This is a genomic window from Lysinibacillus sp. NPDC092081 (assembly GCF_044755845.1).
GTDB lineage: Bacteria > Bacillota > Bacilli > Bacillales_A > Planococcaceae > Lysinibacillus.
Window position 1 is genome coordinate 16,141 of the sequence record NZ_JBIVRU010000016.1, and the last position, 21,186, is coordinate 37,326.

Sequence of the window (21,186 nt, forward strand, 5' to 3'; positions counted from 1 at the left end):
TCACCTAATCCAATGTGCTTTTAATAATTGTTGGAAGATGGCATGCTGCAATCCATCCTCTACTTTAAGTTGTAATTGTCGAACACCGAAACGCCGACAAATTGCCTCAAATTCCTCTTCATGTAATACACGTCTTGCCATATATGTGTCCAGAACTTTAGAAGACATCGTAACATTTACATCTCTGCCCGTTTCACGATCAAGTAAGCGTACATCGCCCGTATATTCGGGTGCTATTTCTTCTTGCGTAACTATTTGCAAAATACGGACATCCCCTGCAAAGCGGGGTAGCCTTTTTAAAAGTTGCTCCCATTCCTCGATTGGCTCAAGTCCGTCCGTCACAATAAATAGTACGGTACTATCCTTAGGCAATGCTTTGAAAGCTCCCTGTGCGAAGCTATTTGTATAAGTTGCTTGCTCAATCTCTGTGACTACCTGTAAAAAGGCGCGACGATACATGGCACCTTTACGACGAAACGGTGGCTTCACCTCATCCTGTAGAAAAGAAAATGATAAGCGATCATCGCGACCAAGCACCATTAGGCCAAGTGAGGCAACAATTTGCCGAGCAAAAGTCCATTTTGCTTGATCGCCCATAGATTTCGTTGTATCTAACAAAATGTGTACGCGCATTTCTTGTTCATCTAAAAAACGTTTAATGAAGTATTTATCAGTTCTCGCAAAGACGTTCCAATCCACCTGACGTACATCATCACCTAAATGATATTCACGAAAATCTGAAAAATCGAGCGATGCCCCGAAGCGTTGCGAACGGTGCGAGCCCTTGTGCTGCCCACGTAATTTGGAGGCCGTTGCCACTTGGAAGCGACTGATTTTCGCTAACCAATCCTCGGGCAATAATAATTTTTGTGTCACCTGCTAACACCTTGCTGTACTTTTTCTAAAATGACATCAATCACATCGTCTGCTGTTTTACCTGAAGCCTCCCCTTCATAATTCAACAGCATACGATGGCGTAACACTGGCTTAGCCACAGATTTAATATCTGCTACAGAAACGTGGAAACGTCCATTCATAAGCGCCCTTGCCTTCGCTAATTTGATTAAACTTTGTAAACCTCGAGGGCCGCTACCATACATGGCATATTGCTTGACCTCATCAATTGCATCCACTCTCTCAGGATGGGTAGCCACAACAAGGTCCGTCGCAAATTCGAGCATTTCATCAGCAACCAGTACTTTCTTCACCATTTGCTGCGCTTCAATAAGTGCTTCTGTATCCATGATTTTTTGTAAACCAATTTCCATAGCGCCTGTTGTACGCTTCATAATTTCCATTAGTTCACTTTTCTCAGGATACGGCACAAGAATTTTGCATAGGAAACGGTCCATTTGTGCTTCTGGTAAAGGGTATGTTCCCTCCATCTCAATCGGGTTTTGTGTTGCTAACACGAAGAATGGTCTTGCCATCTTCTTTGTATCTCCCAAAATTGTTACCGTTTTTTCACCCATCGCTTCCAGCAATGCACTTTGTGTTTTTGGTGTTGCTCGGTTTATCTCATCCGCTAATACCATTTGGCTAAAAATCGGACCTGGCTGGAACGTAAACTGCTGCTTACCGTCAGATGTGCGCTCAATCATACTTGTCCCTGTAATATCCGCTGGCATTAAGTCTGGTGTAAATTGAATTCGCGAAAATGATAAATCTAGTACTTCAGAAATTGTACGGATTAACATCGTTTTCCCTAAACCCGGTAGGCCCTCTAATAAAGCATGCCCATCAGCAAGGACTGCGTATAATGTATAATCAATGGCTTCCTCTTGTCCGACGATAAAGCGATGAATTTCTTCCTTTACTTGCTGTAATTTCGTACTCATTTCAACATATTGTTGCTCTGTAAATGCCATTCCTTTTCCTCCTACTGAGAGTCAATTGACGTGAAATAAGATTGCACGACATTTTGTAAATCCTTCGGTAATTGTAAACGCTCTGAGCTTTCTAAATAGCTGTCTTTATAGGAGCCTATAACTTCCTCATATGGGCGGATAGAACCTTTAGTAATCGGGCCATTTCCTTGTTGCTCTGATACATGTGATCCATCTCCTAATGCTCCACCATCAACTGACGTCTGACTAGAGCCACCAACTCTATTTGGTGTCGTTAATAAATCGCGGCCTCCTGGTCCTTTGCCTGCACCTTGACCTGAACCATTGCCTTGTCCTTGTCCTTGTCCTTGTCCTTGTCCTTGTCCTTGACCATTACCTTGTCCCTGACCTTGTTGATTGCTTTGATTCGATCCTTGTGCCTGACCTTTACCACTAGCCTGTTGAGAACCGTTTTGGGAATTAGTTTGGCCTTGTTGCCCTGTTTGACTTTGTTGATTACTTTGCTGTGAATTCGCTGACGGATTGGTATTAGGACTGTTTTGCTGATTGTTATTGGCACTATTGGCACTCGCAATAGCATTTTGTAGCGTATTACTTGCAGGTTTCCCAAGCTTGCTCATAGCTGTCTGAGTAGTATTTGCATTTTGCGTTAGCTCCTGCTGCATTTTGGCGAGCTCCTTTAATTGCTCCACTTCTTCCTGCGATAAGCCTTTGTCGTCAGAAGCGCCATCCTTATTAGCAGTTTGCTTATCCTTTAATTGTTGTTCCCTTAAAGCAAGCTCCTTTTGTTTTTTCACGACTTCGCGTAATGCCTCTTCAGCTGTTTCTGTCTTTTTCAACGTATTTTTCAATTCTTTTAATTGCTCTTTCACTTCTTTTGTTTCTGCTTTTTTCTCTAATTTAGCAACGTCCTTCTTTACGTCCTCAATGACAGCTTTTTCTTTTTCCACCTCTATTGCTTCAATTTGTGTAGCTGCTGGGAACATATAAAGAATGGCCAGTACGACAGCTGTTCCAAATAATCCAATCAATGCTTTTGGACGGAACCAATTTTTCTTTCGAGCCTTAAAATCAGCAAACGCCTTTTCCACGTTTCCTAGAGCTTTCGTTAGTAGAGATTGAACGAGTGGGTCCTTATCGTCCTCGAACGATAAGGCTGTCACAAGCTCATTGTGCGAAAAATAATCATCCAGTGTATGCAATGCTTCCTTTTCTTGTACACGCTTCCACCACATAAACAGCACTGTTGCTAGTATGACAGCAATAAAGGTAGCAAGAGCTGTTTGGCGATAATACGGCCAAACAAAGAGCCTTGAAACGAGGAAGAGGGCAGCACTCGAAAGCAATGCCAAAAACAAACCGTACTGTGCAATTGGAATGCTTCTTTCTACTGTTAAACTCGTCTTTGCACGTTGAATATATTTTCGTAATTGCTTACGACGCTCCATAAGATGTCCTCCTTATCGATTACTTTTCATATTGGCACGTAATTTTTTAATCGCAATTGTTAAACAAACAACAATGATCAATGAATAAGCTATTAAATAACTAATCCATACAGGTAATTTCACGCCCGAAACTTGTACTAAAGCATCGCCCATAGATGACGAAGTAAGCGTAAGCATTAATGCACCTGGGTTAATAGAAGCCCAGAAGTAAGCCATATAAGAAGTACCAGTACCTGCGGCATTCCCCATTTGATGGAAGGCCATTGATAAGAAAAAGAAAAACGCTGTAATGCCACCTAAAAAGATGATCGAACCGTACGTAGAAATCATCGCAACAATTGTTCGCTTTGTAATGGTTGAAAACATAACACCAATACTACCAATGGCTACAACTGTTAATAAATAAAATAAAAATATCGAGATTAATTGAGACGGCGATACGCCACCAAATAAAAATACTAAACTATATAATGGTAGCCCTGCGATAAGCATTAATACTAAAAATGCTACCGAGGATAATAATTTTCCAATAATGATTTGAGTAGAGCTTTGTGTCGTTGTTAGTAAAATATTTAATGTTTGCTTTTCCCTTTCACTACTAATTGCACCGGCAGTTAAGCTTGGTGTAATGAAAAGAACAAGGGCCATTTGCAATATAGTTAATACCGTAAACATCATAAAGCTTGTATCTGGTCTAAAAAAACCTTTGCCTGTGAATCCAGTTGTTAATAAAAGGAATCCCGCTATAAAAATGCAAAGTACTGCTAAATAAAACATCAAACCTGAAAAGCTTTTAAAAGAACGGAAGCGTAACTTCAATTCTTTTACGAATACCGGATTATAAAATCGTTCCATCATTGATTGTCCGCTCCCTTCGTAATAGCCATAAAGACATCCTCTAAATCTTTTTCCTCTTCGCTTAATGCATAAATAGGTAAATTCGCAAGTATCGCCTTTTTCAATAGTGCTACCTGATCGTCATCTGTTCCTCGGTAATTAAAGGCTATCTCTAAGCGATTATCCATTACATCTATAGAAGAGATCAGTGGATCCTCCTCCAAAAATGCACGTACCTCGTTTAAACAATCCGTAACTTTTACTACAATACGCTTCTCTCCCTGTAGCTGTGCTTGAATGGAAGCCACATTGCCATGAGCGATAAGCTTACCATTATCAATCACACCGATTTCATCACACATTTCTGCAAGCTCAGGCAAAATATGTGATGAAATTAAAATCGTTTTTCCCATAGATTTTAAATTCCGTAAAATATCACGCATTTCTACCCGTGCACGTGGATCCAAACCTGATGCAGGTTCATCTAAAATTAATACTTTAGGATCGTGGATAAGAGCACGTGCTAAACATAGACGCTGCTTCATCCCACGTGACAGTAAATCAACATATTCATGACGTTTATTCGTTAAATTTACGAGCTCTAGCAGCTGTGGAATAAGTACTTTTCGTTCATCTGCCCCAATGCCGTAGCTGGCACCGTAAAAGTCTAAGTATTCGTCTACTTTTAGTTGATCATAGACGCCAAAGAAATCTGGCATATAACCAATTTGTTTTCGAACTTCCTTTGGTTCCTTAATAACGCTTTTACCATTAATAATGGCATCACCTGAAGTTGGGGATAGCAAGGTTGCTAAAATCGAGAATGTAGTCGATTTACCTGCCCCATTGGCACCTACGAAGCCAAAGACAACCCCTTCCTCCAAAGATAGATTCAAGTGATCCAGTGCTGTAAAGGAGCCATATCTTTTCGTTAAATCACGAATTTCAATCATTATTTCGCCACTCCTTTCAGCTCTACATCTGGTAATTTTGTTTCCTCACCCGTTTGATCTGGCCCGAATTTAACCTCAATCAGCAATTCATCTTTATCATTGAAGTATTTTTTTATGTTATCTGTAAACACCTGTTTCGTATCTACCATTGGCTCATAATTTTTCGTCTCGTTATTCCAAATCGATAGCTGCATACGATCAATATCCTTATTTGAAACTGTCAATTCGTTTAATGTTTGAACTGAATTCATAAACTTATCTGGCATCGCAATGGTTACTTCATATAACCCTTCAGTCAAGCGCCAATTATTTAACTGTTCATCTACTTTTTCGGCATACGAATTAGGAGAAAGCGGGTTTACTGAATACGTAAAATTGTTACGTTTCATTGTAAATGGACCTGATAGCTCTACTTTGCCATCAAATGGCTGAACAAAATAGGAAATCGGTGACATATTGGCACTTGTTTCTAGCTCAACTCCAGCAATTGCTTGATCTGCCCATGCTGTAATGATTGGTTTTTTATCATTTTCTACAAGCGGTATTGCCATAGATTTCATACGCTCGATACGTGAAGGTTTCAAGTCTTCCTTCTTCGCTGGATAATTATTAAAATTGTAACTAGTAAAATCAGATGGTTTTTGAAGAACCGTTGCTTTTAGCTCTGTGTCGACTTTAAGTATACCGTTCGCTTCAATGTCGCCAAGTTTAACTTCTTTAATGCCAGAGATTAAAGTAACATCTTTTAGAGCAAACGGAAAATTGTTCTTAATTGTCCCAGTTAGCTTTTCATTTTTTAACGTAATATCAATATCCATCTTGCCAATATTTTGTGCCGCTGTCTTTCCTGCAAACGACTGAACAGACCAGTATCTTAAATCACGTAGTGTTAACGTTGAACCATTGGCATTTTCCTTAACATAGGATATTTCATGTAAATCCTCCCTTGTCCCCGCGAAATTATTGGAATTTCGCAACGCTAATGCACTTGTATCCTTATCTGCATTAACAACAAAATCACCGCTACGATTTGTTAAAATAGACTCTACATAATAACCATTTAAACTACTATCTTCATTTACTTTATAAAATGCAGATTGTTGAATTTGCGGTTGCCCAATTCGATCTTTTGCACCAAAAATAAATAGAGCAATAGATAACACAATTGATATCGCAGGAATGATCCACCATGCATGCTCTCGCTTGTCTATTTTCTTTAGAATAAAATATAAAATAGGTCCGATAATTAAAATATATAGAATAATAACTATTAGCATATAACTAACAGATACTTCAAACGAAGGGAATAATTCATTTACATTACGCAGTTCATATGAAATTTGATCCAGCGGTGACTGTCCATTAACCATCACCCCTTGTTGTGACATCTTTTGAATATTAAGCAAATTTGCCACTAATGCTGGATAACCATCCATAGACGCAAGTGGTTGATCCCCTAAAGAAAAGGCTGTTTGAATAATTTCTCCACTGCCAATTTTTTTCTTAGCCGCTAAAACCTTATTGTTTTCTGTTAATACAGGAATACTTCCTTGATTTTCGGTCGCTCCATAAACAGAAATAGGTTGTGTAAAAGTTCCGCCGCCTGATAATTTTGATAGGCTCTCTGCAGAAACGGATGTCATTTGCTCGGATAATACAAGTGGTAAATAATCCTTAAAAATACCTGCTGTTGTATTTACTTGATTTGCAGCTCCTACTAATAAAGTTCCGCCATTCTGTACCCATTTCAGTAAAGATTCTTGTTGCTTTTGCGATAAATCAGCAATAGCAATTTCATCGATGACGATAACATTCGCCATTGCAAATCCTTGTGGATCCTCTGGCAGTGTATAATCCTTCATTTGATTTAAATTGAACACTTCAACATTATTTTGAGGAGCTAATTGGGATAGACGCAAAAATGCTGATAAACGATCACTTTTATCTGTTAACGTGTAAATAAAAACTGATGACGGATCTAAAAAGTTAGCTTGTAGCTGTTTTGTTCCTTCATAAGCAACCTTTTTTCCTTTTTCTATGCTTCCTTCAAAGAACGCAAACGCATCGGCATTCGAATAATTACCATCTATATAAATATCAAATGTTTTTTCTTCTCCTGCCGCTATATCTATTTGAAGCACTTGTGCTGATGTAGCTTCATAAGAACTAGATGCATTAATGACCAAATCCCCAGAAAAATCTGCACCGTTATTTTTTACTGTTACTTTCAGTGGCACAACTGTTTGATATTTAGCTTTACCCGCAATCCCTACCTTAGCCTGTACATCTAATGTAGCAGCCGCTTTTGCCTGCTCCATAGGTAGAATAAGGCTAATAACAAGCATGAATAGTAGTATGAGTGCCGATATATTCTTTTTCTTCAAAAACTCAACCCCTTTTATGTAAATTGTTGGCTACATAATTATACGTTTAAAATTGCATTTTGTTCCATTTCTTATGACATCTTCATGAATATTCATAAACTCTTAAGAATTAGCTAATTACCAAAGTGTGGGGTGACATTTTGTTAAACGTATGCATATAAGTTGATTGGAGTGGAGGCTAAGAAAAAGAATTCACACACAGTTTTGTGTATGAATCCTTTTTTGTTCTTTGGACGGAGGATGTCGATAAAATTCAGAAGTTGGGTGATAAAACGTGAAAGTTAGTCGATAAAATTTAAAAGTTGGGCGATAAAACGTGAAAGTTAAGCGATATAATTCAAAAGTTGGGTGACATTTTATTAAAGCGCAAGCTCTGCTCTGCGCGAAAGCGAAGCGTCAGCGACAAAGCGCCCAGTCGGAACGGAAATCAACCCCACGCTATGATGAGATTAAGAATGGATAAAAAAAGACAGCCTCGAGTGAATCACTTGAGACTGCCTTGATATTATTCTTATTTCGTATAATCAAACAAACATCGTGCATGGTCTTGCACTACCTCTACAAAAGCCTCTACTTGTCGTAACTCAAATGAGGATTCATAGCCAATTAACCAAGTATCACGCGTTAAACCAAATTCTTTTTCATTATTCGTTAATGCTATTTTATTAATACCATCATGGTCACTTAAAGTAATGGAAGGTAAAATAGCGTAACCAATGCCGTTCAATGCCATTTGCTTACAAATTTCAATTTGATCAACTAAAATTTGTTTTCTTGGATTTGAAGCGAAATGCTGCTGCCACCATTGCTGAATTTCCTGATAGTAATTGGAATCACTTTTAAATTGAATAAAAGGTCGGTCTGTCGTCAGGACATCTTCTATAGTTTTTAGCTCTTTATCAACTAAATAAAGGGTGTCACGAAAAAGGTGAATTTTTTCCCCTTTCCAATCAACCTGCCCACGCACAATCCCTATATGAGCCTCACCCTCATAAAGTGCTTTTACAATTTCAGAGCTCCAGCCAGTCATAAGAGAGATTTTTGCCTCAGGGTATTTCGTTACAAAATCCTTTAATATTATCGGAAGCCAGTTTTGGCCGACAATTGATGCACAGGCGATTTTCAATGTCCCGTTTACTTTCGTCGTTAATGATTGGATTGTTTCAAAAATCTCTTCTTTTTTGCTGAGCATTTCAGTTGCATAGGCAATAATAAGCTCTCCAGCAGGAGTCGCCGTAAGTCCTTTTTGTGAACGAATAAATAATTGTGCTCCCCAGTCCTTTTCAATAGTTTGCAACCGTTGAGAAAGTGCTGGTTGAGATAAAAATAAACGTTCTGCTGCTTTACGCATATTACGTTCCTCTGCTAGTACTTTTAAAATTTCAGCCTCCGTTGCCATCAATCAGTAAACCTCCGATACAAGCAAAGAGGGCCTCAAGATTTTCATCTGAGTCCCCTCTTAAACTACTACTCTTTTTGATAAATATATTTTTTCAATTGCTTTAATATTACACGTCTCGTTAAAATTCCTGCAAATGTTCCTTCTTCGTCCACAACACATAAAAAGGCGTGATTAATAACTAAGTCGAGAGCTCGCTGAAAAGTATCCGTTATTTTTAATACAGCGATTTCTTTTTCCATTATTGTATTCACTTTAATATCGGGTAACTTTTCATATTCAATATGTTCTAGTCCAAGAATGGATTCTGTAATCATTTTCATACTTAGTAAACCTTGAAGTCGATATTTCAAATCTAAAACAGGTATCGATGAATACCCTGTACGTGTAAGTACTAGGAGTGCATGTTCTGCACTATTTCCACTTTGTACATGCGCAACTTTTTCAGATGAAATAATAAAATCACTAATTGGCATTGCTAAAAAGTCCTTGCTGTTAGTTGAAATCATGAACTTCTTCTCCTTTTCTGTCCTCGTTTTGCAGAACAGGATGCTTCCCTTTTATCATATCATAACTATTCCTTTTATGACCATGACAAGGCCGAGAAGAGTTTTTTTATAAGCAACGAATTATTTTAGCGTTTTGAACAAAACTAAGTATCGAAAGTATATATAACGAGGGTTTTACCTGAGGGCAATGGAGAAATATCTTCATTCAGCCATATTTATAAAATATGAACTGAATGAAGAAAAATTTCATTTAATAGCCTGTCTTACTCCAATAATAAAAAATCATGATCCCTAAAAAAAGTAAAAAAATGATATATACCCAAACAACTGGGTTGAGCATAGTCGCGTACTCTTCAACGGTTTCTGAAATCGGCGTATCATTTTCTGATTTCCGTTGGGACGTCATTTTGGCAATTTTCAACGTTGACACAAGCGAAATGACAGAAATAATCGTAATGGCAATAAGAGCCGGTATTAACCACATACCCATAGGCAAAACTCCTTTCTTTACCCTTAGTATGCGTCAACCCAGCTCTCTATTATGCAAAGATTTTTATTTTAGAATGGATACTGATTGAGCCATTGACCGCCATCAAGTGTCACACATTCACCGTTCATATAACTTGCTTTATTAGACATTATAAATGTAGCTAAATCAGCAATTTCTTCAGGAGTACCTGTACGACCTAACGGAACAGAGTCTAGCGTACGAGCAGCTGCAGCCTCTGACTCCCAAAGCTTTTCTGCACCACCTGTACGCTCAATTGGACCTGGAGCAATTGCATTTACTCGAATTCCATATTGTTTTCCCCATTCAACAGCTAACGTTCGGGTCATTGACAATACACCTGCTTTAGCCGCTGCAGAATGAATAACACCAGCACCTGCATTCCATGCGTAAGTTGCGACCATATTGAGAATAGATCCTTTAATATTATTTTGAATCCAGTACTTACCGACTGCAGAAGAACAAAAGAATGTCCCATTTAAAACAATATCAACAACAGCCTTCCAACCATTTGGTGATAAATCCTCTGCTCGCACTATAAAATTGCCAGCCGCATTATTCACAAGCCCATCAACCTGTCCAAACTTTTCAACAGCAAATTCCAGCATTGCCTCAGCATGCTCAGGCACACGAACATCCATTCGGAACGTTTCAATCGTTTTTCCAACCTCTAAAATAAAGGCTTTCGCCTCTGCTAATCGCTCCTCGTTACGACCTGTAATGACAACATTTGCCCCTTCAGCAACGAATTGCTTTGCCATATAAAGCCCCATTCCACTTGATCCACCAGTAATAATAATTGTTTTCCCCTGCAACATACGACTTCCCCCTCCGCGAAAATGAATGATGATTCACATAAAATATTACTATATTTTCTCGCATATGTCATATTAATTCTGCAAAATGATGGATTGGGTGCAAGATTGAAGGGTCCTGCTAGCAGAGATTCTTAAGTTGTGAGGTATTCGCTTCTCTTTCGCGGGTATTTTCCTGGCGTGCGTGGGTATTCGCTTCTCTTCCGCGGGTATTCCCCTGTCGCGCGCGGGTAGAACCCTTTATGAACTCGCTTCTTGATTACTTGCTCTAGTGGCTTCCTTTGCAATATTAACTTTCCAAAAAACGATGGTGGTGCTATCTCTGACACCATTTTTTTTGATATTCTTTAACATTGACCAAATACTCTCTTGATCCTCAGAGTTGAAGAAGGAATTATAAATGTTACTAGGGTTAGAGTATGGTTCATAGGGACATTCAAGTAAGCCATCTGTGGTAAGAAAAAGGCGATTTTCTCCTTTTCTTAATTCTTTAATTCCAACACTGTAGCACGGGACTTCCTGTTCAAAAGTATTGACTTGTCCTACCCATTCGTAAAATTGCCTTTGATTTAATTGAAACTGACCTAATGCAGCCAATTCTTGATGAAATAAAAAAAGAACACAGTCTCCAACTGAAAACCACCATACATATTTATCTTTTCTTACGACAATTAAACACGCAGTTTCTCCAGTAATATTCCTGCAAACAGATAAGAACTCTTCCGATTGAAATATCGTTAAAATCTTCTCTTCAAGCCTTTTAAAGGTTTGATGATTTGTTGGTAAACATAATAATTGTTTAATTTCATTTTTATAATAAAAAAATTGTTCGATAATTATTTGAGCACTCTCAGATGTATTATGAGCATCTAGTAAAATAGAAAACTCCCAATCTTGCTTTTCATCTAGCCATACTAAACAACCATCTTCGTTTTTATATTGTCCTGCATCGGAGTTACCACCATATCGCCCTACAATAACATGTTTAATTTGATAAAGATTTGGATGATCTATAAAGTTGTCTTGGCTACCTATCCAACTAAAATCTTCTATAGATTCACTCATATGCATTATTCTCAAGATATGTTTTTATTCGAGTACAAAGTTTAACAACTTCTATATTGTCACCCATAGGGGCATCTTCCCAATCATACACATCATTTGGTCCCCAATACTGTTTAGGGGTATTCGGATATCGAGGAACTAAATGCATATGCAAATGTGGCACTGAATTTCCAGAAACCAGCGAATAGATATGCTCTGCCTTTTCACACTCCATTATTGCCTTACTGACTCTAGCCATAATAACACCAAATGCTTTTGCCTCTTCTATAGTCATGTCTCCGAGAGTAGGAACATGCCTTTTTAAATCAATCATTATATGACCTAAATAATTGGGTGCTCCATTCCTGTCTATATGTCCAACATAAACATATTCGTCTTCATAAATCCTTAACTCTGAAGCTTGAATGTTGCCAGCGTGTTTATTGCAAATAAAACATTCCTCCATTAATCCCCACTCCTTTATTCGAATTTTCAAAATTATAACATGCCTATTAATAATTTGGAGTATTTTTCCGAACCAATAAAAAATAGAGGTACAAATTACATATGATTTGTACCTCTATTTTAGACAGATTCTTTTCGTAATCCTAAAACTCATAATGGTAAGCAATTTTATAAAGCTCCATTAGCTCTTCCTGCGGTGGAACCTTAGGATTATTTCCAGGGCTACCGCTAGCAATTGCATCAGCCGCCATTTTTGGAATAGCTGCGTAAAAGGCTTGTTCATCGATTCCCCATTGTTTTAAATTCCCTATATCCATCTTCTTGCACATTTCCTTAATTGAAACAATTGCTAAATCGGCAAGCTCTTCTTGAGATAACAGTTCATTTTCTTTATTGAAGAACTTACCTAGATCCGCTAGCCGATCGACACAAGCATCCTTTGAAAATTCTAATACTGCAGGCAGGAGCATGGCATTTGAAATACCATGTGGTACATGGAAGAGCGCTCCTATTGGACGAGACATGCCATGTACTAAAGCGACAGAAGCATTTGAGAATGAAAGACCTGCTTGCATTGAGCCTAGCGACATCGCTTCCCGAGCTTCAATATCATTACCTTGCTCATAAACTTTTAAAATATTATTAACGATTAACTCCATAGCGGATAATGCAAGTGCATTCGAGTAAGGATGTGCTAAACGAGATAAATAACTTTCAATGGCATGACTTAATGCATCGATACCCGTCGCCGCAGTGATAGAGGGTGGAGATGTAACCGTTAAAATCGGATCTACAATAGCGATATTTGGCATAAATGCAGGTTGCTTAATCATCATTTTCACGTCATTTTTCGTATTCGTAATGACGGTTGCATCGGTTGCTTCTGAGCCGGTTCCTGCTGTTGTCGGTATTGCGATATGTGGAATTGGTGCTTGCTCTGCAATTTTTGCCATTTTCATATAATCGCCAATATAGCCACCATTCGTTGCAACTACTGCGATTGCTTTTCCTGTATCGATACAGCTTCCACCACCGACGGAAATAATAATATCGCAACCCTCAGATTGTAAAATATGAAGTCCCTCTGCTACATACGTATCCACGGGTTCCGTTGTTACACCCAAATACGAAACCGCTTCCAATCCACTAGCTCTTAATAAAGCGCTACATTGATTAACAAAGCCTAAGCTATCCATTATCGGATCACTAATGATAAGAGCCTTAGTCCCCAATTTTTTCGCATAGTCGCCTACTTCTTCAAAAGAATCTCGTCCATAAACGATCGTTCCTGGCGAATGAACCGTATAGATTGTTTTTGTTTGAATCATATCTAATCCTCCTAAGCTATTGTGCTGTATAACCGCCATCCAAAAGTATTGCTTGACCTGTTATACCCTTTGCCATATCACTAGCTAAATAAAGCGCAAGTCCTGTAACTTCCGATACATCTAGTAAGCGTTTTTGAGGAACGAGGGGATATAGCACCTGCTCGAGCACTTCCTCTACTTGAATTCCCCTTGTCTTTGCCAAATCCGTAAACTGATTACGCACTAATTCTGTATCGACATACCCTGGACAAATGGCATTCACGGTTATCCCCTCAGTTGCAACCTCTAGTGCCGCCACTTTCGTTAAACCGACAAGTCCATGTTTGGCAGCATTGTATCCTGCCTTACCAGCAAACCCAATAACACCATTAATAGATGCCATATTAATAATGCGTCCAAACTTATTTTTTTTCATATGTGGTAAGACATATTTCATTGCTATAAAAGGTGCAACAAGCATCACTTTTTGCATGGATTCGAAGATTTCTGTCGCGAAATCCTCTATAAGAGAAACATGCTGAAACCCTGCGTTGTTGATTAAAATATCTATTGTCTTAAACTTTTTAACAGTAAAGTCGATTGCATCACATATTGCCTGTTCGTTCATAACATCACAGGTGTATGCAGTTAATTGCGGATTGTCTTTAATTGCCTCCGCCAAAAGCTGTTCATTAATATCTGTTATCACGACATTCGCTCCCTGCTCAGCAAACGCTAGTGCCATGGATAACCCGATACCACGGGCTGCTCCAGTAATAAAAACTATTTTTCCTTTCACGCAATACCCTCCTACATTCCTAGTGAGAATAATATGATAGCGATTAACGTACCTATGATAGGTATAATGACGGTTAAAGCACCAAATGGCATATAAGCATCTTTATGCTTTTCATTGCATACCGAATTGATAGTTGTTACTACATAACCACCATGTGGCAATGAATCGAGAGAACCTGATGCAATAGCAATTGTACGGTGCAATGCCTCCGTATCAACTCCAATGTCAATATAGTGTGGAGCAAGTAAAGGCAACGCAATTGTTTGACCACCCGAAGCCGAACCTGTTAAACCTGCTATTACAGCAATGGCTAACGCACCGCCAATTAATGGACTTCCAGGAATATTAGTCATAACGTCAACAGTTGCCAAAAATGATGGTGTAGCTTTCACCACACCTCCGAAACCAACTACAGCTGCCGTATTAGCGATAGCTACAACGGCACCCATAGCACCAGCTGCTAGTGTCGCACCGACAGACTTTGAATATTTATAGCTCACTAGATAAGCCATAATACATCCGCTCGTTAATGCTACAATTAAGGCTGAAGTTCCTAGTGATTCGTGAAACACAAAGGAAATGCCTAAAACTACTACTAGTGGTACAATACTTAAAATTGGACTTGGAAGCTTACGAGATTCATCAACAACTGGATCAGTAGAGCGTTCAATAAATATCTCTCCGTTTTTTACTGCACGTTTGATCATCCAATTTAGCCATAGTGATCCACCAGTAGCCATAAAAATTGCAACAATCATACTTACTGCCCATCCAGCATATGGCGTTGTACCAAGGTATGGAATAGGAATCCAGTTTTGAATTTCCGGTGAGCCTGCTGAGGTCATCGTAAAGGTTACAGAACCTAAACCAAGTGCAGCAGGAATAAAGCGACGAGGAAAATTAGCTTGCTTGAATAAACTGATAGCCATTGGATATACAGAAAAGGCTACGATAAATACTGAGACACCACCATACGTTAGTACTGCTGCTGCAGCTACTACTGCAAAGGCTGCATATTTCACTCCAATTTTTTCTACAATCCATTTAGAAACACTATCAGCTGCTCCCGTATCTTCCATTACCTTTCCGAAAATGGCTCCTGCCATGAACATTAAATACCATGAACCTACGAATCCAGTGAACCCATCCATATAACTTGTTAAGAAGTTAGCTTGATTCTTATCAGCTGTTTGTGGAAAAAATGCTAGACCATTCGTTACGGCCGCTATCAATGCAGTCAATGGTGCTGAAATTAGTAAATTTACGCCCCTCATTGTTAAATACACAAGTAAAGCTAAACTACCAAAAAGCCCAATGTATTCTAACATTCCCATCCCCCTCTTATGCTTTTAGGAAAAAAGAGCTGCAAAAGAATACAGCTCTTCATTTTATTAGTCGTTATTACTTGGGAATGCAAACGTAGATGCTGCCGATGCTTGACCTGTCATCCAACGCTCTGATATTGTTTTTGTTTTTGTAAAGAAGCGTGCCTGATCTGGACCAAACATATGCCCTTCTCCAAAACGAGAACCTTTAAATCCAGCAAAGTTATGGTAGCCTACTGGGATTGGAATTGGGACATTTACGCCAACCATCCCAACATCGATTTCTGTTGTAAATTTACGAGCTGCTAAACCGTCATTCGTAAAGATTGTTACCCCATTTCCAAGCTCATGTTTATTAATAAGTTGGATTGCTTCGTCCAATGAATCCACACGTACAACATTTCGTGCTGGACCAAATATTTCTTGTTCGTAAATTTCCATGCCTGGTTTTACGTTATCTAGCAATGTTGGCCCTACAAAGAATCCTTTTGACTCTTTGACAATATCAAGTTCACGCCCATCACAAATAACGGTTGCGCCTTCAGACTCTCCTCGATTGATCGCAGCAATAATCGCTTCCTTCGATTGCTGTGAAATGACCGGGCCAAAATCTGTCTCTGGATTTGTATATGAACCTACCTTCAAATTAGCGATTTTCTCCGTTAAGATTCCAACAAGACGATCTGCTATATCCTTTCCAACAGGCATAATCGTAGAAATGGCCATACAACGTTGAGAGGCTGCTCCAAAAGCTGCACCTATAAATGCATTTGCTACCTGATCAAGATCTGCATCAGGCATCACAACCATATTGTTTTTCCCTCCACCAAGTGCTGTGACACGTTTACCATATTTCGCGCCCGTTTCATAAATATATTTGGCAACTGGTGTCGATCCTACAAATGAAATTGCTTGCACACTCGGATTTTCTAATAGTTCATTAACTACATCTTTATCCCCATTTACTACCGTCCAAATGCCATCTGGTAACCCAGCCTTTTTCCAAAGCTCACTCACAAATAAGGCAGTCATAGGAACACGTTCGGAAGCTTTTAAAATAACGGCATTGCCGACAGCCACTGCCATACTTGTTTGCGCTAAAGGTACCATGATTGGGAAGTTAAATGGCGAAATAGCCGCTACAACACCTAATGGATATTTTGCAGAGTAGGCATTAATCTGACCACCGACATTGACAGAATACTCCCCCTTCATTAAATGAGGTGCACCGATAGCTAAGTCAACGGACTCCAAGCCACGTGTAATTTCACCTCTTGCATCTTCAATTGTTTTACCGCTCTCTGTACAAATAATTTGTAAGAGCTCCTCCATATTTTCAGTAATAAGATTACGGAACTTTAATACAATCTCAGCACGTTTAGCTACTGACGTATCTCTCCATTGTGGAAAAGCTGCCTGTGCCTTATCGATTGCCTCTCGAGTTTCTTTTGCAGTTGCAAGTGGAACCTTGGCAATAACCTCACCCGTCGTTGGGTTAAATACCGAACCGAAACGACCGCTTTTTCCTTCTATTAGTTCCCCACCAATAAAGTGCGTTAAAGTTTTAACCTCTTGTACTGTTGTCATATTTCTAGTCCTCCTTTAAAATTGTTCAATTTTACATGTTTCTTTTAAACTTAAATAAGCAGCAGACATATCATTTTCTCCATAGCCTTGCTGAGAAATATCACTATAAAGATCCACTAATTTATCCCCGATTCGGAGTGGTACCCCTGCTTCTTCTGCCATATTTTTCGCTAGCTTTAAATCTTTTAATAATAGATTTGTAGAAAAACCTGGCTGATAGTTGTCGTTTTTCATGTATTCTAAAAAATTCCGTTCATAAATACGGCTTTGACCATAACTATTACTTAATACTTCATACAACGTATCTGCATGTATACCCATCTTTTCACCAAGCACGATTGTTTCAGCGACTGCCTCTGTATAAAATCCAATCATTAAATTATTGAGTAATTTTATACGTGTACCTACACTTGAAGACGTACCAAGATGATAAATATTTTTTCCTACTATTCGGAATATTTTAGACCCACTTTGATAATCATCCTCTTCACCACCAACCATTATCGTAAGTGTTGCATTAATAGCACCTACAACACCTCCACTAACAGGTGCCCCAAGATAACGTAATCCCAATGATTGTGCTTCCTTATGTAAGGAATCATTCAATTCGGGATTTACCGTACTAAAGTCTATTAATAAACTTCCTCTCTTAGCATGATGCATTATACCCTGTTCAGATCTATATACTTGTTCCACTACTTGTGGTGTCGGCAAGCTCGTCATGATAATATCACTTTGCTCAGCAACTTCCTTTGCTGTTGCAAATCCAACTCCACCTTCTTTTTTAAATTGCTCCATTGCTTGTGAATTAGTATCAAAGCCATAAACCTTATAGCCTGCCTTTAATAAATTTACTGACATCGGTAACCCCATATTGCCTAAACCGATAAAACCTAATTTCTCCGTCATTATTGACCTCCCCCGTTCCTTGAAAATCCAATGAACACTAGCCAAACTCTACTCTTTTATCGTAACATTAATAACGAGATTCATTAATTGACCACAGTCATTGACCTCGGTCAATTAAATGATAATCAAATTAAATCCATTACGTCAATCAAAATATTTTATATTTTCAGAATATTTTCCATAAAAAATATGTTGAAATACTTTAACTCGAAGGGATTGTCCATTATGAATTCATTGACTAGCCGTCAAAAAAAGGCATTAGAAACACGGGGAAAATTACTCAAAGCATCATTAGATTTATTTAATAAACATGGATTCGAGCATGTATCTGTTGAGCAAATTACTAAAGCATGTAATGTATCGAAGGGAACGTTTTACACCCATTTCACTTCTAAGTACGATGTTATTTTAGAAAAATTTAAAGAGCTAGATAGTTTTTATAGCACGGTGGAAAAAAATATTGACTCTTCTTTACCTGCAAGCGAAAAAATTCTAACGCTTTATAAAGAGCAAATGACGTATTTAACAAACGTTGTCGGAAAGGATTTAATGCGTACAGTCTATACTGCGGCGATGACAAGTCAAGTGGAACAAGATCATTATTTAATAAATCCACAAAGAAAAATATTTCAAATCATTAATTCTTATTTAGAGGAAGGCATTCGACTTGGAGAATTTCGTCAGGATTTGCAGGTTGCTCAAATGCAGGCTATTATTCAACGTTGTATGCGTGCAAATGTTTATGATTGGTTAATCCATAATGAAGATTTCAATTTAGCTGCAGAAATGGCGCAATTTACAGCTATTGTGTTAGATGGATTGAAAACAAAAAATAAATAGCTCATTGTAAAAGGGTTTACATAGGTGGAAATTGCATGCGCTTAGGTAAAGCCACTAGTTGATCAGGTTGCCCGGAGTAGTGATCCGGTTATGCCTTTTTGATCAGGTTGTACCTTCATTTCGCTTAGATATCCCCCCTTCCCCGAGCTCTAAAAAAGTAGCACTTCATCCAATTCATGATGAAGTGCTACTTGATTTGTTTTCATTAGCTAACAAAATATTTATTAACAATGGTTTCTACCGGTAATGGCTTGTTATACAAATAGCCTTGGCCTTTTTGGCATCGATGGTGTTTTAGAAACTCAACTTGTGATGTTTCCTCGATTCCTTCAGCAATGACCTCTAATCCTAAATTGTGGGACATTGAAATAATGGCCTTAATAATTGCCTCATTTTTATCATCTTTTGTAATATCAGCTATAAATGATTGATCAATTTTTATGATATCTATTGGATAGCGCTTTAAATAGCTTAAAGATGAATAGCCTGTTCCAAAATCATCAACTGAAACAAAAACTCCTAGCTGCTTCAATTCGGTTAAAATTGAAAATGTTTCATGGACATTAGTCATGGAGCTTTCGGTAATTTCCACCTCTAATAATTCTGGTGGTACATTATACTTTTTCAAAGCGGTTTTTATTTTCCGAGCAAAGTTTTCTTTTCTAAATTGTTTTGGTGATATATTGATGGCAATTCGTACTGGTCGATAGCCCTTCATCTGCCACTCTTTTTGATAGCGACACACCTCGTCAATAATCCAATCACCGATTTCAATTATTAAGCCTGATGCCTCTGCAATAGGTATAAACTGTGCAGGAGACACAAAGCCAAATTTTCGATTATTCCACCGTAATAACGCCTCAAAGCTATTGATGCTATTATTCGCTAAATCCATTTGTGGCTGTAAATGAATACTTAGCTCATTAAATTCGATAGCACGACGTAAATGGGCCTCCATTAGCGCTTCATTTGGAAAAATAGTTGTCATATCTTCACGATAGTAACGGTAGTGTGAACGTCCATGCTCTTTTACAGAAAACAATGCTTTATCTGCTTTACGTACAAGGGTTTCTAAATCCTTGCCATCTGCTGGACTGAGTGAGATACCAATCGACACGCTAATAAAATATTCCTGCCCATCAATCATAAACGGCTGTTTTAATGCGTCTAAAATAGCGTTAGCCGTATGTTCAATTTTGTTGACGTTTGCATCTTTTAGAACAAAAATAAATTCATCGCTATTATAACGGTAAAGCGAGCATTTAGAGTAACAGAGCTCACGAAGTCTATGGCTAAACATTCGTATAAGTTCATCACCCTTACTTTCACCAAGGGATTCATTGAACTTTTTAAAGCGATCAATATCCACTAAAATAATAGCTACTTGCTTATTATGATTTTTATCATTTAAATGCTGAAGCCCATGCTCCTTAAAAGCCTTGCGATTCCAAATACCCGTTAATTCATCCATTAATGCTAAGTAATAAAAAGCCTCATGATCATTCATAAATGAAGTGGCCTCTTTCACAAATAAATGGACACCTACAATTTCACCATTAAAGTACGTTGGATGCGTTCTTAAATAAAATGGTTCTTTACTTAGCAATTGGCGTTTAAACAAGCATTTGGGCATTCCAAATGCTGAGCCCTCAATAGTTTTAGCAAATAGTAATTTAAATTCATTGATATACTTACTCTCTAATAATGAAAAAATATTTTGCCCTATCAAGCTTTGATGTTCTTTTGACAATAGAGAAGTGGCAACAATGTTTTGATGAATAATGCGACCTTGTAAATCAGTTGTTAATACCGGACTTACGTGCTGTTCCACAAATTGCAAATACGGTTCTACTTCATTCTGTTTCTCACGTAGAATAACTGCTACAACTGATTTTTCTAAGAGCTGTACACGAACTGCAAATGTATTTACTTTATGCTCCGTACGTACCTCTAGACTTTGGTCTATATTCAATTTTTGTTGTAATATATTCGATAATTGCAGCCAACATTGCTCTGTAAAAAATTGTTCTGCGTTGGTGGCTTTCACATCTTGTAGCTTCATAAATGACGGCAGTTTATCGTTAAAATTAACGACTTCAAACGCTTTTGTATCAACTTTTCTCAAACATACAACTGCATCAAATGGATTAAGTTGTACGAGTTGATGATAGTCTGCAAATTGCGCTACACTCTCTTTATATTTTTTCATT

19 protein-coding genes are annotated in these 21,186 nt (G+C 38.2%); 1 reads left to right on the forward strand and 18 read right to left on the reverse strand.

Annotation, left to right across the window (positions count from 1 at the left end; translation table 11 throughout):
* From ACIQLB_RS18965 to ACIQLB_RS19045, 17 genes are all read right to left on the reverse strand, one after another.
* Nucleotides 1–876 carry a DUF58 domain-containing protein gene (locus ACIQLB_RS18965; protein WP_400729251.1) on the reverse strand — a complete coding sequence of 292 codons (876 nt, stop codon included), beginning with the start codon at nucleotides 874–876 and terminating at the stop codon, nucleotides 1–3.
* Nucleotides 873–1,868 carry an AAA family ATPase gene (locus tag ACIQLB_RS18970; protein WP_400729254.1) on the reverse strand — a complete coding sequence of 332 codons (996 nt, stop codon included), beginning with the start codon at nucleotides 1,866–1,868 and terminating at the stop codon, nucleotides 873–875. The genes ACIQLB_RS18965 and ACIQLB_RS18970 overlap by 4 nt, the downstream gene beginning before the upstream one ends.
* Nucleotides 1,869–1,879: 11 nt before the next feature.
* The gene (locus ACIQLB_RS18975) at nucleotides 1,880–3,295 is read right to left on the reverse strand and encodes a hypothetical protein (protein WP_400729257.1); all 1,416 of its coding nucleotides are present in this window, start codon (nucleotides 3,293–3,295) and stop codon (nucleotides 1,880–1,882) included.
* 12 nt (nucleotides 3,296–3,307) lie between these two features.
* On the reverse strand, nucleotides 3,308–4,153 hold the full coding sequence (locus ACIQLB_RS18980) for an ABC transporter permease (protein ID WP_400729261.1): 846 nt from the start codon (nucleotides 4,151–4,153) through the stop codon (nucleotides 3,308–3,310).
* Entirely contained in the window at nucleotides 4,150–5,085 is a 936-nt protein-coding gene (locus ACIQLB_RS18985; protein WP_400729264.1) for an ABC transporter ATP-binding protein, read from the reverse strand. Before ACIQLB_RS18985 ends, ACIQLB_RS18980 begins: the two co-directional genes overlap by 4 nt.
* Nucleotides 5,085–7,469, reverse strand: coding sequence for a DUF7408 domain-containing protein (locus ACIQLB_RS18990; protein WP_400729267.1), 2,385 nt, complete (start codon nucleotides 7,467–7,469; stop codon nucleotides 5,085–5,087). Before ACIQLB_RS18990 ends, ACIQLB_RS18985 begins: the two co-directional genes overlap by 1 nt.
* Nucleotides 7,470–7,980: 511 nt before the next feature.
* The gene (locus ACIQLB_RS18995; protein WP_053483483.1) at nucleotides 7,981–8,868 is read right to left on the reverse strand and encodes a transcriptional regulator CcpC; all 888 of its coding nucleotides are present in this window, start codon (nucleotides 8,866–8,868) and stop codon (nucleotides 7,981–7,983) included.
* Nucleotides 8,869–8,936: 68 nt separating this feature from the next.
* Nucleotides 8,937–9,377 carry a cyclic-di-AMP-binding protein CbpB gene (gene cbpB / locus ACIQLB_RS19000; protein WP_400729269.1) on the reverse strand — a complete coding sequence of 147 codons (441 nt, stop codon included), beginning with the start codon at nucleotides 9,375–9,377 and terminating at the stop codon, nucleotides 8,937–8,939.
* A gap of 250 nt (nucleotides 9,378–9,627) precedes the next feature.
* The gene (locus ACIQLB_RS19005; protein WP_400729271.1) at nucleotides 9,628–9,867 is read right to left on the reverse strand and encodes a short-chain dehydrogenase; all 240 of its coding nucleotides are present in this window, start codon (nucleotides 9,865–9,867) and stop codon (nucleotides 9,628–9,630) included.
* A gap of 68 nt (nucleotides 9,868–9,935) precedes the next feature.
* On the reverse strand, nucleotides 9,936–10,703 hold the full coding sequence (fadH, locus tag ACIQLB_RS19010) for a 2,4-dienoyl-CoA reductase (protein WP_400729274.1): 768 nt from the start codon (nucleotides 10,701–10,703) through the stop codon (nucleotides 9,936–9,938).
* A gap of 237 nt (nucleotides 10,704–10,940) precedes the next feature.
* Nucleotides 10,941–11,765, reverse strand: a complete 825-nt coding sequence (locus ACIQLB_RS19015) for a PP2C family serine/threonine-protein phosphatase (protein ID WP_400729277.1) — start codon at nucleotides 11,763–11,765, stop codon at nucleotides 10,941–10,943.
* Nucleotides 11,758–12,210, reverse strand: coding sequence for an HIT family protein (locus ACIQLB_RS19020; protein WP_400729280.1), 453 nt, complete (start codon nucleotides 12,208–12,210; stop codon nucleotides 11,758–11,760). Before ACIQLB_RS19020 ends, ACIQLB_RS19015 begins: the two co-directional genes overlap by 8 nt.
* A gap of 142 nt (nucleotides 12,211–12,352) precedes the next feature.
* Entirely contained in the window at nucleotides 12,353–13,537 is a 1,185-nt protein-coding gene (locus ACIQLB_RS19025) for an iron-containing alcohol dehydrogenase (RefSeq protein ID WP_400729282.1), read from the reverse strand.
* Nucleotides 13,538–13,553: 16 nt separating this feature from the next.
* Entirely contained in the window at nucleotides 13,554–14,315 is a 762-nt protein-coding gene (locus ACIQLB_RS19030; protein WP_400729285.1) for a 3-hydroxybutyrate dehydrogenase, read from the reverse strand.
* A gap of 11 nt (nucleotides 14,316–14,326) precedes the next feature.
* Nucleotides 14,327–15,643 carry a GntP family permease gene (locus ACIQLB_RS19035; RefSeq protein WP_400729288.1) on the reverse strand — a complete coding sequence of 439 codons (1,317 nt, stop codon included), beginning with the start codon at nucleotides 15,641–15,643 and terminating at the stop codon, nucleotides 14,327–14,329.
* Nucleotides 15,644–15,706: 63 nt separating this feature from the next.
* Nucleotides 15,707–17,227 (reverse strand): CoA-acylating methylmalonate-semialdehyde dehydrogenase, encoded by a 1,521-nt coding sequence (locus tag ACIQLB_RS19040; protein WP_400729290.1) that lies wholly within the window; start codon nucleotides 17,225–17,227, stop codon nucleotides 15,707–15,709.
* A 15-nt stretch (nucleotides 17,228–17,242) separates the two neighbouring features.
* The gene (locus tag ACIQLB_RS19045) at nucleotides 17,243–18,136 is read right to left on the reverse strand and encodes an NAD(P)-dependent oxidoreductase (protein WP_400729293.1); all 894 of its coding nucleotides are present in this window, start codon (nucleotides 18,134–18,136) and stop codon (nucleotides 17,243–17,245) included.
* A gap of 225 nt (nucleotides 18,137–18,361) precedes the next feature.
* Between ACIQLB_RS19045 and ACIQLB_RS19050 the strand changes: the two genes are divergently transcribed.
* Nucleotides 18,362–18,976, forward strand: coding sequence for a TetR/AcrR family transcriptional regulator (locus ACIQLB_RS19050; RefSeq protein ID WP_400729295.1), 615 nt, complete (start codon nucleotides 18,362–18,364; stop codon nucleotides 18,974–18,976).
* A gap of 205 nt (nucleotides 18,977–19,181) precedes the next feature.
* Here ACIQLB_RS19050 and ACIQLB_RS19055 read toward each other — a convergent pair whose 3' ends face one another.
* Nucleotides 19,182–21,185 carry a putative bifunctional diguanylate cyclase/phosphodiesterase gene (locus ACIQLB_RS19055; protein WP_400729298.1) on the reverse strand — a complete coding sequence of 668 codons (2,004 nt, stop codon included), beginning with the start codon at nucleotides 21,183–21,185 and terminating at the stop codon, nucleotides 19,182–19,184.
* Between the last annotated feature and the right edge of the window lies 1 nt (nucleotide 21,186).

Bases quoted from the DNA above. Each gene is read 5' to 3' on its own strand.
- ACIQLB_RS18970 (WP_400729254.1), bottom strand. From the start codon at position 1,868: ATGGCATTTACAGAGCAACAATATGTTGAAATGAGTACGAAATTACAG.
- ACIQLB_RS18975 (WP_400729257.1), bottom strand. From the start codon at position 3,295: ATGGAGCGTCGTAAGCAATTACGAAAATATATTCAACGTGCAAAGACG.
- ACIQLB_RS18980 (WP_400729261.1), bottom strand. From the start codon at position 4,153: ATGATGGAACGATTTTATAATCCGGTATTCGTAAAAGAATTGAAGTTA.
- ACIQLB_RS18985 (WP_400729264.1), bottom strand. From the start codon at position 5,085: ATGATTGAAATTCGTGATTTAACGAAAAGATATGGCTCCTTTACAGCA.
- ACIQLB_RS18995 (WP_053483483.1), bottom strand. From the start codon at position 8,868: ATGGCAACGGAGGCTGAAATTTTAAAAGTACTAGCAGAGGAACGTAAT.
- cbpB (WP_400729269.1), bottom strand. From the start codon at position 9,377: ATGATTTCAACTAACAGCAAGGACTTTTTAGCAATGCCAATTAGTGAT.
- ACIQLB_RS19005 (WP_400729271.1), bottom strand. From the start codon at position 9,867: ATGGGTATGTGGTTAATACCGGCTCTTATTGCCATTACGATTATTTCT.
- fadH (WP_400729274.1), bottom strand. From the start codon at position 10,703: ATGTTGCAGGGGAAAACAATTATTATTACTGGTGGATCAAGTGGAATG.
- ACIQLB_RS19015 (WP_400729277.1), bottom strand. From the start codon at position 11,765: ATGAGTGAATCTATAGAAGATTTTAGTTGGATAGGTAGCCAAGACAAC.
- ACIQLB_RS19020 (WP_400729280.1), bottom strand. From the start codon at position 12,210: ATGGAGGAATGTTTTATTTGCAATAAACACGCTGGCAACATTCAAGCT.
- ACIQLB_RS19025 (WP_400729282.1), bottom strand. From the start codon at position 13,537: ATGATTCAAACAAAAACAATCTATACGGTTCATTCGCCAGGAACGATC.
- ACIQLB_RS19035 (WP_400729288.1), bottom strand. From the start codon at position 15,643: ATGTTAGAATACATTGGGCTTTTTGGTAGTTTAGCTTTACTTGTGTAT.
- ACIQLB_RS19040 (WP_400729290.1), bottom strand. From the start codon at position 17,227: ATGACAACAGTACAAGAGGTTAAAACTTTAACGCACTTTATTGGTGGG.
- ACIQLB_RS19045 (WP_400729293.1), bottom strand. From the start codon at position 18,136: ATGACGGAGAAATTAGGTTTTATCGGTTTAGGCAATATGGGGTTACCG.
- ACIQLB_RS19050 (WP_400729295.1), top strand. From the start codon at position 18,362: ATGAATTCATTGACTAGCCGTCAAAAAAAGGCATTAGAAACACGGGGA.
- ACIQLB_RS19055 (WP_400729298.1), bottom strand. From the start codon at position 21,185: ATGAAAAAATATAAAGAGAGTGTAGCGCAATTTGCAGACTATCATCAA.